The organism is Lacinutrix neustonica, assembly GCF_026625145.1.
In the GTDB taxonomy this organism is placed as follows: Bacteria; Bacteroidota; Bacteroidia; order Flavobacteriales; family Flavobacteriaceae; genus Lacinutrix; species Lacinutrix neustonica.
In genome coordinates this window covers 2,630,707-2,644,259 of record NZ_CP113088.1, presented here as the reverse complement: position 1 = coordinate 2,644,259, position 13,553 = coordinate 2,630,707, and the positions used below count along the sequence as shown (strand labels likewise).

Genomic DNA, 13,553 nt, shown 5'->3' with positions numbered 1-13,553 from the left:
TTTAAGCGTTGTAATTATGTGGATTAATCTCAATTGCTTTTAGATTGAAATTTTAAAAGCATCTAATAGGATGATGTCCTTACAGGAAAGACTATTTAATAGAAATCAAAAGACTTTGGCTTTTGAAGTTTCTTTTCATTTTTCTTTATTATTTTTACATGATAAATCAAACACTTTTTATGAGCTCATCTTACGAACAATATCAAAAACGCCGCTTAATTTCTTCATACATTTCTGTAGTATTAAGTATAGCATTGGTGCTTTTTCTATTGGGTCTCTTAGGGCTTTTTGTTTTGAATGCTAAAAAAGTGGCAGACCATTTTAAAGAAAAAGTGACCGTTACCATCTTTTTAAAAGATACGGCTAAAGATGTTGAAGTGAAACAACTCGAAAAAAGTTTGGCCATGGCCGATTATGTAAAATCGACCACTTACGTTTCAAAAGACCAGGCTTTAGAATCTATGAAAGCCGAAAGTGGTGAAGATGTTCTGGACTTTTTAGGTTTTAATCCGTTAAAGAATTCTATTGATGTTAATTTAAAAGCCGACTTTGTGACCTCTGAAAAACTGGAAAGTATATCGGAAGAAGCCTTATCTAAAAATTTTGTTGATGAGATTAGCTATGACAAGGATTTGGTTGCTCAAATGAATGATAACGTAAAAAAAATTAGCTTTTGGATTTTACTCATTAGTGCTCTATTTACGTTGATTGCCGTGTTGCTTATCAACAGCTCTATTCGCTTAGCAGTCTACTCTAAACGTTTTATTATTAAAACAATGCAAATGGTAGGCGCAACCAAGCATTTTATTCGTCGCCCTTTTGTTTGGCAAAGTGTCAAGTTGGGAATTATTGGAGCTATTCTAGCCTTAATAGGCATGGCTATTGTTCTCTATTTTGTTGATAGAACATTTCCTGAGTTGGCATTTATAAAACAACCAGGATTAATAATTGCTTTGTTTGTTTTTGTTTTTCTCTTAGGTATCTTTATTACCTGGATTTCAACGTTTATAGCAACACAACGTTTTTTAAATCTGAATACAGATAAGCTATACTATTAACCCCCATTCTCTTACTTTCTCGTTATTAATACACAAACAATTTCAAGTTTGTCTTTATTTAACTAAATATTTATATATTTGAAAATACCAAGACTATTAATTTACCACTCAAAAAACAAAATTTATGAGTCATCGTATGTTTGTTTTATATGATATTGACAAACACAACTGAGGGGCAACATAGAAACTGTTTGAAAAAAAAACACACACATGAAACGAGCAACCTTTGTATTTATAGGCGTTATATTCATTACTGCTTCAGTAGTATTGACGCAAAATAAAACGGAAAAAGAAACGGCAAGCATCGTTAAAGTAGATTTGAAAAAACAACACTTGCCTAACGTTTTGGACTAACATATAGGGCGTTAACAATCTGCACCGAACGGCAGATTAAATTTAGCATTCTACAAGTAAAAGTTTTAAATAAAACCGTTACTTTGCACTTATCAAGAGTATTGCGTGTAATTGTGCCGGCAATACCATTGAACCAATGATTATTGGTGAGAGATTTTTTTTCAGAATTTAAGTAAATAGTATTGTGGGAGAACAAAAACGCAAAGAAATAGACGCTCAAGATAATACCGAATTTGTCTTTGGAAGACGCAACTACAAATTCATGTTTATTGGTTTAGCTTGTATCGTAATAGGCTTTATTTTAATGTCTCGGCGGTGGGAGTGACGACCCAAATGTATTTAACGAAGATATATTTCATTGGAGACGTATTCGACTTGCTCCTGCTTTAGTTCTAATAGGCTTTGGCATTCAGATTTACGCGATATTAACACGCTCTAAAGATTCTGCAAACTAATAACCTATGACCTCTGTCTTTATTCTATTTCGTTAGATTTGCCCCATGGATATCATCGATTCAATTATTTTAGGTATTATACAAGGACTTACTGAGTTTTTACCCGTGTCCTCAAGTGGACATTTAGAGCTTGGCAAAGCTTTATTGGGAGATCACTCTATACCAGAAGAAAGCCTGTTATTTACGGTAGTGTTACACTTCGCAACAGCATTAAGCACGCTCGTTGTCTTTAGAAAAGACATATTAGAAATTATTAAAGGGCTTATTAAACCCGACTTTAATGAGGACCGCCAATTTGTAATAAAAATTATTATCTCCATGTTACCTGCAGTTCTCGTTGGTCTATTTTTTGAAAAGCAATTAGAACAATTTTTTGGAGGAAACATTTTATTAGTTGGTTTTATGTTACTCATTACAAGCCTCTTGCTCTATCTAGCCGATAAAGCGAAAGATACGAACAAAAAGATATCCTTTAAAAACGCCTTTATAATAGGTGTTTCACAGGCTATAGCGATGCTTCCTGGCATTTCTAGGTCCGGGGCAACCATATCTACCTCTGTCTTATTAGGTAATGACAAAACCAAAGCGGCACGTTTTTCTTTTTTAATGGTCGTGCCCTTAATTTTTGGAAAGATTGCAAAAGACATCATGAGTGGCGATTTGTCTTTTGAAAACAACAATATTATGTCCCTTTCAGTTGGCTTTATTGCGGCCTTTATTGCTGGACTATTTGCCTGTACCTGGATGATTTCCATCGTTAAGAAAAGTAAATTACAGTATTTTGCAATTTATTGTTTCATTATTGGTCTCATTGCCATAGGCTATACTTTATTTAATTAACGCCATGACTGCTGAAGACTACCAAGCTGGACACGTTTTATTAATAGACAAACCTTTGAACTGGACTTCTTTTCAGGCGGTTAACAAACTGCGGTGGGAAATTCGTCAAGCCTACAACATCAAGAAAATAAAAGTAGGTCACGCAGGAACTCTAGACCCTTTAGCAACAGGGTTGTTAGTGATTTGCACAGGGAAAATGACCAAACAAATTGACTCCTTTCAAGGTCAAATTAAAGAATACACAGGCTCTATTACTTTGGGGAGTACCACGCCTTCTTTTGATTTAGAAACCGACATTAATGAGGTCTTTCCTACGGAACACATTACGGAAACTTTAATCTATGAAACCACCAAACAGTTTGTTGGAGAAATTGATCAATTTCCTCCCGTTTTTTCCGCATTAAAAAAAGATGGAAAACGCTTATATGAATTTGCGAGAGCCGGAGAAGCCGTTGACATTAAATCTCGAAGAATTACCATTGAAACCTTTGAAATTACTAGTATTAATGGTAATACTGTAGATTTTAGAGTGGTATGTAGTAAAGGAACCTACATTCGTTCTTTAGCCAATGATTTTGGTAAAGCCTTAAAGTCTGGTGGGCATCTTTCAGCTTTACGTCGTACAAAAATTGGAGCCTTTACTGTAGAGGAGGCATTGTCTATTGAAGCATTCATTAAAAAGTTAAAACCTTAATAATTAGACTATTTAGTCTTTTATTTCGTTTTAAACGTATATATTGCACATGCTATTATAATCTATAATTAATTTTTACCTACTTGAAATTGAATAATTCAAATAAGGCCTTGGCCATTACGATTTTAATTGTTTGTACAATGACTCTGTTTGTTGTTAGTCTTGAATTTCGCACATACGATACTGAAGTTGCCGAAATGATTATCGACGTTACACCTGAAACCATTTTGGAAGAGACAGAAGATACAGAGGACATCAACACTAACGATTCTCCAAAGACCAATAAAGGCTTTAACGAAACAGAAAATTATAAGCATTTTGCAGAAGCATATAAACCCATTGCGCCTCCAAAAGATTTTGAAGATCCACGGTTAAAAAGCAATCAGGAAGAGCCGTATGAAATTAAAACGGCTCCAAAAAACACAGCAAATGCGTCCATGCAAAATGAAGAACTTACAGCTTTTGAAAGCGTGAATAGCATTTTAAATAAACGCTCGAATGCACTACAGAGCAGTCAATCGCAAGCTGTCGCAAATAAAAACAGCTCGATCACCTATTCCCTTAAAAATAGAAACGCGGCGTTTTTGCCCATTCCCATTTATTTATGCGATGCGAATGGTAAAATCGTGGTAAATATTACAGTAAATGCCAATGGTAAAGTGGTAAACACTAGTATAAATACGGCTTCTAATTCCAACAATGAATGTTTACAGGAGCATGCTTTAGACTTTGCTAAAAAAGCAAGGTTTAGTGCCGATTCAAAAAAATCTCAAATAGGCACTATTACCTTCAATTTTGAAGGAAGGTAAGGTTTAGATTACCCAGGCATCATTTTACACAGACATAAAATTACAGAAAAATCTTTGAACTCATTATTCATGAAAAATTCTCAAAAAAGAAGGTTACAATAATGAAAAGATTACTTTATTATTCTAAGCAAATCATTAATAGCGGTTTGTCCTTTGTCTTTGTTATACCAATGCTGTAAAGTTTCTTTAAATTCGGAGTTAAGCTTCCATGTTTGGCTTTGTACAGGCTCACTAACTCTGTAGCTTCACTTGGCCTTGGTCCAAACGTGCTTTTTACTGTTCCCGTTTCATTATCAATGAGTATTAACTTAGGAATGGCTTGACCACCATTGGTTAAAAACTGCTGCATTAATTCAGGATTCTCATCACGCATGACCAACTTAAAGTCAATCCCATCATTCAATGCCGCCATTTTATGCATTACAGGTAATACATGTGCTGCATCTCCACACCAGCTTTCTGTTAAAACCAACCAGGTTTGATTAATATTTAAATTTGTCACTTGTTTTTGAATGGCTTCTGAAACCTTTACTGTTTTATCCCAGCGCTTCATGCGTCTGTCATTAAGCATGGTATAATTTGACAAGGCTTCGGTTTTTTCATTTCCAGTAGTCCCGCCTTCTTCAACTAATTTAGCTACTAACTGTCTATACTCCTGATAACTTATTGCGTTTTGCAAACTATCTGTTATAATCGTCTTTAAATCTGTGTTATTAATTGTTTCCATACTATAAAAATAGGCTTAGTTTTAGAATTACTGAGTAACAGTTGTTACATTAGTAGAAGAATATTAAATTACTTACACCACAGCTAGAAATTAGATCAAAGGACATGGAAAAACACAAATGCGGTTGGTGCGTTGGTGATGACTTATACGAAGTCTATCACGATAAAGAGTGGGGTGTTCCTGTATATGATGATCATCAACTTTTCGAATTTTTAGTTCTAGAAACCTTCCAAGCTGGATTGAGTTGGATTACCATTTTACGTAAACGTGAGAACTTTCGTTTAGCTTTTGATTTTTTTGATTATAAAAAAATCGCAAAATATGATCTCGACAAAAAAGAAGAACTGCTCCGGAATGCAGGGATTGTTAGAAATAAGTTAAAAATAAATGCCACCATTACCAATGCTCAAGCGTTTATGGCCGTGCAAAAAGAATTTGGCAGTTTTAGTAAATACATCCGGCAGTTTGTTGATGGAAAACCCATAAAAAATCAAGTAAAACATTACAAGGAAGCGCCTGCCAACACCCCTTTAAGTGATGCGTTAAGTAAAGACTTAAAAAAACGCGGGTTTAAATTTGTAGGCAGCACCGTGGTTTATGCACATATGCAAGCCACAGGGATGGTGAATGATCACGAGGTGGATTGTTTTAGATACGAAGAGGTATAGCCTGCTTCTGTAAAAGAAACAGCACTATTTGGAGTCCTTTTATAGTTTTCCGGATTAAACACGTAAAAAATAATTTGTCTTACAAGACGATTACATTAAATACTTTATAAAATCGTCTCTAGAAATCTCTTTGGCACCCATACTTTCTAAATGACGGGTATAGACCTGGCAATCGATTATCTTATAATCTGTATTTTGAATAAAGGTGATAAATGCCGCTTTACTCGCATTGCTTTCTTTAGCAAACATACTTTCGCCACAAAACACACCTTTGTTGAGATCGACACCATATAATCCACCCACGAGTTCTTTTTCTCTCCAGACTTCTATGGATTTTGCATAGCCTGATTCGTGAAGTTTACAATAGGCCTCTATCATATTATTTGTAATCCAAGTTCCCGATTGCCCCTCACGTTTCGCCATAGCACATGCGCTAATAACAGATTTAAAGGCTTTATTTACCGTAATTTCATAATCGCAATGTCGCATGAATTGTTTCATACTTTTAGACACTTTCAGATCTTTAGGAAACAAAACAAATCTGGGTCCGGTGACCACCATAAAATCACTTCGTCTTCATTAAACCACGGAAAAATACCGTTTTTGTAAGCAAGAATTAACCGGTCTATTGACAAGTCTCCACCAATAGCTAATAAGCCTTCCTCGTCTGCAAGACTTATATTTGGAAAGGCTAGATTTTTATTTAAGACATACATCTAAATTGCGCTTTGTTAAAAATAAAAAACCTCGACAACATATGTAGTTGTCGAGGTCAAATTTTATAAGATTCCTGACTATGCAGAAAGGACTAATCCCTTTAAAAAGGTAAATCGTCGTGATCTTCTTCTTTTAAGTCGGTTGCTGGTTCAAAAGCAGCAGGTGGCACTTCCGGCATTCCTGTTGGAGCTCCAGCTTGCACACCTTCTATTCTCCAGCCTTGAATAGAGTTAAAATATTTAGTTTCTCCTTGTGGATTAACCCATTCTCTACCACGTAAGTTGATGTTAACTTTTACGTCTTGCCCTTCTTTGTAGTTATTTAATAAATCGCACTTATCTTGAACAAATTCTACTAAAATATGTTGTGGATATTGCTCTTCAGTGGTTACCACTAACTCTCTTTTTCTAAACCCATTACTTCCAAATGTTTGAGTTTCTCCAATTAACTTTACTTTACCTTGTACTTCCATTATCTATATAATTATTAAATATTCGTCTCATTTATAAGGCACTCGTTCTAACTAAAACATTAAAACAAATTCACTTGTCGTGTTATGATAACAATACTTTCCATGCCGTTTCTACGTCTCCTTCACCAAGCAAAACCTGTGCCTTTTTGTGCTTCTCTACTTCAGAGAGTGATGAAATGTCATGCTTTTCAGCAAATGCTATAATGACAGCTTTACTTGGTAGCTTTTCTACATTCCCCAACAAACCTAAATCATTTCCAGTAAGAATCTTGCTTGTTCTCACGTGTTTTGGCAACGCATCAACACCTATGCCTAGTGTTGTCAATGGCTTAGGAATTTCAAAAAAACCGTTCTTTGCTCGGCTATAATAACTTCCTCCGGCACGTGCGACCAAATCTAATTTTTCTTGATCTATACTTCCTGATTCAGTTAAAACATCTGTATTGATGTGCAACTTAACCACTTCACAAATAATTAAATTACCAGCTCCGCCTTCTGTCCCTAGTTTAATAATATCATTCACTTTACATTCAAACTGGACTGGTGCTTCTGCAACGCGAAAGGGTTTTACCATATCGCTCTTTAACATGGTTAATCCCGCTTTTTCAAATTCGTTAACCCCTTCCCCATATTCAGTACTACTTAAAGACATTTGCTGTACAATGTCGTAATTGACCACATTTATAACAACTTCCTTGGTACTCTCAACATTTTTTAACGTGTGTTTAATGGTATTATCTCTCACCCGTCGAGCAGGAGAAAAAATCAAGATTGGGGGATTTGCACTAAATACATTAAAAAAGCTAAATGGTGACAAGTTTGGGTTACCATTTTCGTCTATGGTACTAGCAAAGGCAATGGGTCTAGGCGCTACTGCACTTAATAAATACCCATGTAATGCTGCGGTTGTTAATTCCTTTGGCTCAAAAGATGTCATGCACTCAATTTAGTCCACAAATGTAGCCAATATGTAAATGCTATAAAAATGATTTGCGACACATCAGCACAATATTATTAACAGTTTTACATTATATTAACACTCAAAAATATTAGAGCATGTTTTTTACAAGACACAGACAACTTATTCGTTGGATTATTATTATCGCATCTTTTGCGATTATCTCTCTTATTTTATGGAATACCTATATATTTTTTCAGAAGTTTAAAGAAGAACAGCGTATTAAAATGGATATATGGAGTATGGCTCAAGCAGAGTTTCAAAAAGGTTTTTTAACAGATGATGTAAACCCCATCGTTGATAAGATCATACTTTCAGACAGTTTAATTCCTAAAATTTTAGTGAATTCTGAACGACAAATTAGCACTATGAATCTTGATGAGAAAAGGGCTCAAGACACGACATATGTTAATCGGTTAATTCATCAATTTGAGAAAGAAAACGCCCCCATTAAACTATCTTATGTCGATCCCATAACTAATAAAACCATAGAAATAGGCAAATTATATTATGGTGACTCCATGGTTCTAAACAAGCTCAAATACTATCCGTTAGCCCTGCTCCTTATCATTTTCTTATTTGGCGCCGTGGTTTACTTTTTTTACCGAAGCTCTAAAATAGCGACACAAAATAAATTATGGTGCTGGCATGGCAAAAGAAACCGCACATCAAATTGGAACACCGTTATCCTCCTTGATTGGTTGGACTGAAATTTTAAAGATAGAACAGGTCAATCCAGAATATATTAAAGAAATTGAAAAAGATATTGACCGTCTTCAAATCATTACCGAGCGTTTTAGTAAAATTGGATCGATACCTACCCTTAAAAAAGCAGATGTGGTAGCTGAAACGTTAAGCACATATGAATACCTCAAAATCCGTTCGTCTAAACTTATTAATTTTAGTATAGACCTCCCTACCCAACCTATTTACGTAAATTTAAATACTCAACTGTATAGCTGGACCATTGAGAACCTGGTAAAAAATGCGATTGATGCCATGAAAGGGAGAGGGAATTTAAAAGTAGAAATCTCGCAACTAGAAAACCGTGTAAAAATAAATGTGATTGATTCGGAAAAGGGTTGTCAAAAAATGAATTTAGTACTATTTTTGAACCTGGCTACACGACCAAAAAAAGAGGCTGGGGATTGGGTCTCTCTTTAGCCAAACGTATCGTTGAAGATTTTCACGACGGCAAAATTAAAGTCGTGCATTCTGAAATTGGAAAAGGAACCACTATGCAAATCAGCCTTAAAACTTTGTGATGTATGAATGATCAATGGATTACCGTAAAAGAAGTCTCGCTTAATAATAATTGCCCGGAATGCTTTAGCAAAGAAGGCTTAGAATTGACCTTTAAACAGGAATTTATTGATACTAAATTCTCAAAGTCCGTCACTCAAAACATTTCATCTCAAATGCATTGCACCACTTGTGATACCGAGATCTACCCAGTGAGCTGGACAGAAGATATCGAACGTATTTACGAGTATCAAATGAAAGCTTTTGAACCCAAAAAATCTTCAAAAAAAATGAAGCCTTTATTTTGGATATTACTGGGAGTAATAGCCGTTGTGATCACTCTAATCGTTGTTTTTTTGGCTACTTATAAATTAGCCTGAATCGCTTCTGCCAAAGCTTCAAAGTCTGCTTTTTCTAAAGACACTTTGTTTATAAAACGCGCATCTTCCATTGTATTTAATGGAATTAAATGCACATGAACATGCGGCACTTCTAATCCTATAACAGAAAGACCAACCCGCTTACAAGGGACTGTTTTTTCAATGGCAATAGCAACTAAACGCGAAAATTCCATTAAACCGGCATACGCCACCCTATCCAAATCAAATAGTTTGTTCGTTTCTTTCTTCGGAATACATAAAGTATGCCCTTTTGTATTTGGGTTTACATCCGAGAAAGGCCAAAAACTCATCGGTTTCTGCAACTTTATAACAAGGAATTTCTCCATTAACAATTTTGGTGAATATGGATGCCATACTATTCGTTTTTCAGATTAAAATTAAAGATAAAAAAAGATTCCTGTTTTACTGCGGTTTTTACAGTGTAAACAGGAATTATATTCAAGGTGTTTGATTTTGATTCCGGCTTTGCGGTACTAAAAAAATTATCTACTTATTTCTATAATATCAAACTTCATGGTCCCGTTGGGTACTTGAATTTCGGCCACATCACCAACCGTTTTACCTAACAACCCTTTTCCTATAGGTGAATTAACAGATATTTTACCCGAGGCCAAATCGGCTTCTCCATCGGCAACCAACGTATAATTCATTTCTATACCGTTGGTTTGATTCTTGATTTTCACTTTAGACAACACTAATATTTTCGAGGTGTCCATTTGAGATTCATCAATTACGCGTGCTCCAGCCAATTGGTCTTCCAATTTTGAAATACGCATTTCCAGCATGCCCTGTGCTTCTTTTGCCGCATCGTACTCAGCATTTTCACTCAAATCACCTTTATCACGTGCTTCGGCAATAGCTTTCGATGCTTTTACACGTTCTACGTCTTTTAATTGCTTTAGCTCATCTCTTAATTTTTTTAAGCCCTCAGCGGTATAATAGGATACTTTACTCATAACTTCTTCGTTTAATAAACAAAAAGAGGCTGAATGTTGTTCAGCATAAAAAAATCTCGCATACACGAGATTGTACTACAAATATACAAAATATTTAACTCTCTAATGAGATTATTGTAAATTGCATTCTTGAAAAAGAAACCTGAAAATGAAAAACAGAACACCTATACTCACCCTTATTTTTACTGTAATACTTTCTACCTGTAGTAAGAATGATGATGATAACAATCAAAATAACAACCCAAACATTCCTCGGGCTGTTTTTGATACAGGCGCTAGCATAAACACGAGCTTACCACAGTATAACCAATTGCAATTTCCTAATAATAATGTAGTTATAGATGCGGCTGGTATTAATGGTGTTGTCCTGCATTTTAGCGGGAATTCCTATAGTGCTTTTGAATTAAGTGACCCCAACCACCCCATTAATTCTTGTACTCAACTATCGGTTAATGGCATTATTGCTACCTGCGGTTGTGATGATGGCAACGCTTATGAGATTTTAGGGGGCGCCCCTCAGCAAGGCACAACGGGCCGATATACGCTTGTACGTTATAGCGTGGAAGTCAACGGCAGTGTAATTCGTGTATTTAATAACTAAAAAAGACAGCCCTTAAGGCTGCCTTTTGTTAAGTGTCAATGGTTACTACTAATTTGAAATCATGGTTAAAATTTTAAAGTTGCTCCCACAAGAAAATTAATTGTCGCTTGTGGATAATAACCTACGCCTTCTATCGTTGTTATTGTGCCTGGCACTGAAAAATCATCATCGTATGGGTAATAGTAACCATTAGATATATATTCTTCATCAAAAATATTGTTTACCAATCCTGATAACAGGATTGACTTAAAAATTTTAGTCATTTTAATCTCATAAGTAATGTTGAAATCGTTAACGAAGTAACTTTGTAATTTAGAAGCATCAGAGTCTGTATTCCCCATAAATTGTTCGCCAACATATTTGCTTAAAAATGATAATTGAACATTCTCTTTTGGTTTAAATACCGGAGCATTACTAGCTACAACTTCGGCGAAAATGAAATATTTGTTTTTCCTAAATTGACTAGAGCACCATCTCTCGGAAGTAATCGTTTCATTATTTTTATTAGAACTCAAGGTGATATTGGGTTGTATACTAAATGTATTGGTCACTTGTATTGCCGCTTCTAATTCTAACCCTAAACGAGAACTTTCGCCGGAGTTGTCTCTAATTGGTGCTCCAACATCATCTATTGCGCCCGTTAGAACCAATTGTTCATTATACAACATATAATAAGCATTTACATTGATCGTCAACGCATTTCCTTTATGTCTCCAACCTAATTCTAAGTCATTCAATTGTTCCGGTTTGATATTTGGATTACTTTCAAAATCACTTCTACTGCCTTCTCTATTTGCTCTTGCGTAAGAAAAGTAGAAGTTATTTTGATCGTTTAAATTGTAAGACAGTCCTGCTTTTGGATTGAAAAAATTGTAAGTTTTGTCAATTTCAAACAATACCAAATCTGAACCTATTCCGCTGGTATCGTAATTAACAGAACGCAATTGCAGGTCTCCAAACAAGCTTAACTTTTCGGTTAATTGATAGGTCGCTTTGGCAAAAACACTAAAATCATATTTATCTCCATCTCCTTCATAATAACGGTCTCTAATATCACTATTGCTGGCATATCTTGCCCATATGACTTCTCCAAAATGATCACCATGATAGGTGCTATATGATAGTCCTGTAGTAAGATTTAATACGGCATCTTTATAGTTAACATTAGCATTTAAAACATAGAAATCGTTATCTAACCAGCGTCTACGAATGACATCGGTAGTATTAATCGTTTCTGTTCCAATGGTAATATCATCAAATCCGTAAGTTATAAAATCCTCGTCCTCTTTATACTGTTCAAAATAACCACGCCCGTAGGTGTAGTTCAACCCTAAGTTTGTTGACCAATTATTGTTATACTTTTCATTCCAATGCAATTGGTAGTGGTCTTGCTTGTAATTATCCACTTCGTTATTATAGAACTGCAATTGGCCTTGGGCGTCAAAATAAGCGCCGAAACATTAAACTGTCTGTTCTCATCAATATTTGGATTCGAACCTAGTGCTTCAACATATGAGGGATCAAAACCATTCCATGATTGATACGTAATTTCGTGTCCTCCAAAAGTAACTCCTTTAATGAGTGTATTATCATCTACATAGCTTCCTTGAAGGAAATACGATTTTAAATCTGAAGTTGCCCGATCTATATATCCATCAGAATTAATCTGTGATAAGCGGCCAGCAATTTCAAAATGATCATTTAATAGTCCTGTGCTGTATTTTACGGTATGTTTTCTAGTGTTGAAGCTACCGAAACTATTCGCTATTTCACCGTTGGCTTTCTTAGCTACAGCATCTGTTAAAACATTTAAACTAGCTCCAAAAGCACCTGAACCATTAGTAGACGTTCCAACACCGCGTTGGAGTTGCAAACTTTCTACAGATGAAGTGAAGTCTCCTAAATTAACCCAAAACGTTCCTAAACTTTCGGCATCGTTATAAGGAATTCCGTTGATTGTTACATTTGTCGATTGCGCACTTACCCCACGTACACGAATACCCGTGTAACCAACTCCCGCACCCGCGTCACTTGTAGTCACAACTGATGGTAAATAATTTAAGAGAATAGGAATGTCTTGTCCTAAGTTACGTTTCTGCAATGCTTCTTTAGAAACATTTGAGTGCGTGATTGGTGAATCTGCGTCAACACGAACAGATTGGATTAAGACGGCGTCTAAAGTTTGAACTTTAGTCGAATCCGATACATTGTCCTGAGCAAAAACAGAACCCGCAGTTACAGAAAGCAATAAAATTAAAATTAGTTTTTTGAAATTAAATTTCATTCGAAATACATTTAAATTACGAATAAAAAGAGGTGATTATTCTTTATTAAAATAGTTAATTTGAATTATAATAGAAACTTTGTACTGAGCGATTAATGCGGTTTCAATGAAAAATTAGTTCCATTGCAGTACTGATTTAAGCGACGCTTATAATTCTTCAAATTCCTAAACAGCATTATCTGTTCTAGGTTCAATGGGTATGATCTCAGCCGATATTATGGCACCCCTTTCTTGAGAACGCCGCAAAGGTAGTGTAGATTTTTTAATTTTTTAATGATAAATTATAACTTTTTATTTCGTTATAACGTTTTCGGTAA

14 protein-coding genes and 4 pseudogenes are annotated in these 13,553 nt (G+C 35.2%); 10 read left to right on the top strand and 8 right to left on the bottom strand.

Going from position 1 to position 13,553, the window contains the following annotated elements; genetic code table 11:
- Nucleotides 1–179: 179 nt before the first annotated feature.
- The 6 genes and pseudogenes from N7U66_RS14430 (at nt 180) to N7U66_RS14405 (ending at nt 4,210) form a co-directional block, all read left to right on the top strand.
- A complete protein-coding gene (locus tag N7U66_RS14430; protein WP_267675899.1) occupies nt 180–1,058 on the top strand; it encodes a cell division protein FtsX in 879 nt (292 codons plus the stop codon).
- Between the two features lie 210 nt (nt 1,059–1,268).
- Nucleotides 1,269–1,412 (top strand): hypothetical protein, encoded by a 144-nt coding sequence (locus tag N7U66_RS14425; protein WP_267675898.1) that lies wholly within the window; start codon nt 1,269–1,271, stop codon nt 1,410–1,412.
- A gap of 184 nt (nt 1,413–1,596) precedes the next feature.
- Nucleotides 1,597–1,867 (top strand): annotated as a pseudogene (locus N7U66_RS14420) (DUF3098 domain-containing protein).
- A 45-nt stretch (nt 1,868–1,912) separates the two neighbouring features.
- Nucleotides 1,913–2,707 (top strand): undecaprenyl-diphosphate phosphatase, encoded by a 795-nt coding sequence (locus N7U66_RS14415; RefSeq protein WP_267675897.1) that lies wholly within the window; start codon nt 1,913–1,915, stop codon nt 2,705–2,707.
- Between the two features lie 4 nt (nt 2,708–2,711).
- Nucleotides 2,712–3,401 carry a tRNA pseudouridine(55) synthase TruB gene (gene truB / locus N7U66_RS14410; protein ID WP_267675896.1) on the top strand — a complete coding sequence of 230 codons (690 nt, stop codon included), beginning with the start codon at nt 2,712–2,714 and terminating at the stop codon, nt 3,399–3,401.
- A gap of 89 nt (nt 3,402–3,490) precedes the next feature.
- Nucleotides 3,491–4,210, top strand: a complete 720-nt coding sequence (locus tag N7U66_RS14405; protein WP_267675895.1) for an energy transducer TonB family protein — start codon at nt 3,491–3,493, stop codon at nt 4,208–4,210.
- Nucleotides 4,211–4,328: 118 nt separating this feature from the next.
- Here N7U66_RS14405 and N7U66_RS14400 read toward each other — a convergent pair whose 3' ends face one another.
- On the bottom strand, nt 4,329–4,937 hold the full coding sequence (locus tag N7U66_RS14400; protein ID WP_390886581.1) for a thioredoxin family protein: 609 nt from the start codon (nt 4,935–4,937) through the stop codon (nt 4,329–4,331).
- A 104-nt stretch (nt 4,938–5,041) separates the two neighbouring features.
- On the opposite strand from N7U66_RS14400, the gene N7U66_RS14395 reads away from it, so the two are divergent.
- Nucleotides 5,042–5,605 carry a DNA-3-methyladenine glycosylase I gene (locus N7U66_RS14395; RefSeq protein WP_267675894.1) on the top strand — a complete coding sequence of 188 codons (564 nt, stop codon included), beginning with the start codon at nt 5,042–5,044 and terminating at the stop codon, nt 5,603–5,605.
- A 90-nt stretch (nt 5,606–5,695) separates the two neighbouring features.
- Here N7U66_RS14395 and aat read toward each other — a convergent pair.
- The 3 genes and pseudogenes from aat to N7U66_RS14380 form a co-directional block, all read right to left on the bottom strand.
- Nucleotides 5,696–6,321 (bottom strand): annotated as a pseudogene (gene aat, locus N7U66_RS14390) (leucyl/phenylalanyl-tRNA--protein transferase).
- 101 nt (nt 6,322–6,422) lie between these two features.
- Complete coding sequence (locus tag N7U66_RS14385; RefSeq protein WP_267675893.1) at nt 6,423–6,794, bottom strand: DUF3127 domain-containing protein; 372 nt, start codon at nt 6,792–6,794, stop codon at nt 6,423–6,425.
- Between the two features lie 82 nt (nt 6,795–6,876).
- Nucleotides 6,877–7,731 carry a flavin reductase family protein gene (locus N7U66_RS14380; protein WP_267675892.1) on the bottom strand — a complete coding sequence of 285 codons (855 nt, stop codon included), beginning with the start codon at nt 7,729–7,731 and terminating at the stop codon, nt 6,877–6,879.
- 119 nt (nt 7,732–7,850) lie between these two features.
- On the opposite strand from N7U66_RS14380, the pseudogene N7U66_RS14375 reads away from it, so the two are divergent.
- Together N7U66_RS14375 and N7U66_RS14370 are read left to right on the top strand one after the other, a co-directional pair.
- Nucleotides 7,851–9,017, top strand: a pseudogene (locus N7U66_RS14375) (sensor histidine kinase).
- Between the two features lie 3 nt (nt 9,018–9,020).
- The gene (locus tag N7U66_RS14370) at nt 9,021–9,374 is read left to right on the top strand and encodes a hypothetical protein (RefSeq protein ID WP_267675891.1); all 354 of its coding nucleotides are present in this window, start codon (nt 9,021–9,023) and stop codon (nt 9,372–9,374) included.
- Here N7U66_RS14370 and N7U66_RS14365 read toward each other — a convergent pair.
- Nucleotides 9,359–9,749: pseudogene (locus N7U66_RS14365) on the bottom strand (HIT family protein). The gene N7U66_RS14370 and the pseudogene N7U66_RS14365 overlap by 16 nt on opposite strands.
- A 128-nt stretch (nt 9,750–9,877) precedes the next feature.
- The gene (greA, locus tag N7U66_RS14360; protein WP_267675890.1) at nt 9,878–10,351 is read right to left on the bottom strand and encodes a transcription elongation factor GreA; all 474 of its coding nucleotides are present in this window, start codon (nt 10,349–10,351) and stop codon (nt 9,878–9,880) included.
- 148 nt (nt 10,352–10,499) lie between these two features.
- Between greA and N7U66_RS14355 the strand changes: the two genes are divergently transcribed.
- Complete coding sequence (locus tag N7U66_RS14355; RefSeq protein WP_267675889.1) at nt 10,500–10,952, top strand: hypothetical protein; 453 nt, start codon at nt 10,500–10,502, stop codon at nt 10,950–10,952.
- Between the two features lie 65 nt (nt 10,953–11,017).
- Here N7U66_RS14355 and N7U66_RS14350 read toward each other — a convergent pair whose 3' ends face one another.
- Nucleotides 11,018–12,379, bottom strand: a complete 1,362-nt coding sequence (locus N7U66_RS14350; protein ID WP_267675888.1) for a TonB-dependent receptor — start codon at nt 12,377–12,379, stop codon at nt 11,018–11,020.
- Nucleotides 12,283–13,236, bottom strand: coding sequence for a TonB-dependent receptor plug domain-containing protein (locus N7U66_RS14345; RefSeq protein WP_267675887.1), 954 nt, complete (start codon nt 13,234–13,236; stop codon nt 12,283–12,285). Before N7U66_RS14345 ends, N7U66_RS14350 begins: the two co-directional genes overlap by 97 nt.
- Between the last annotated feature and the right edge of the window lie 317 nt (nt 13,237–13,553).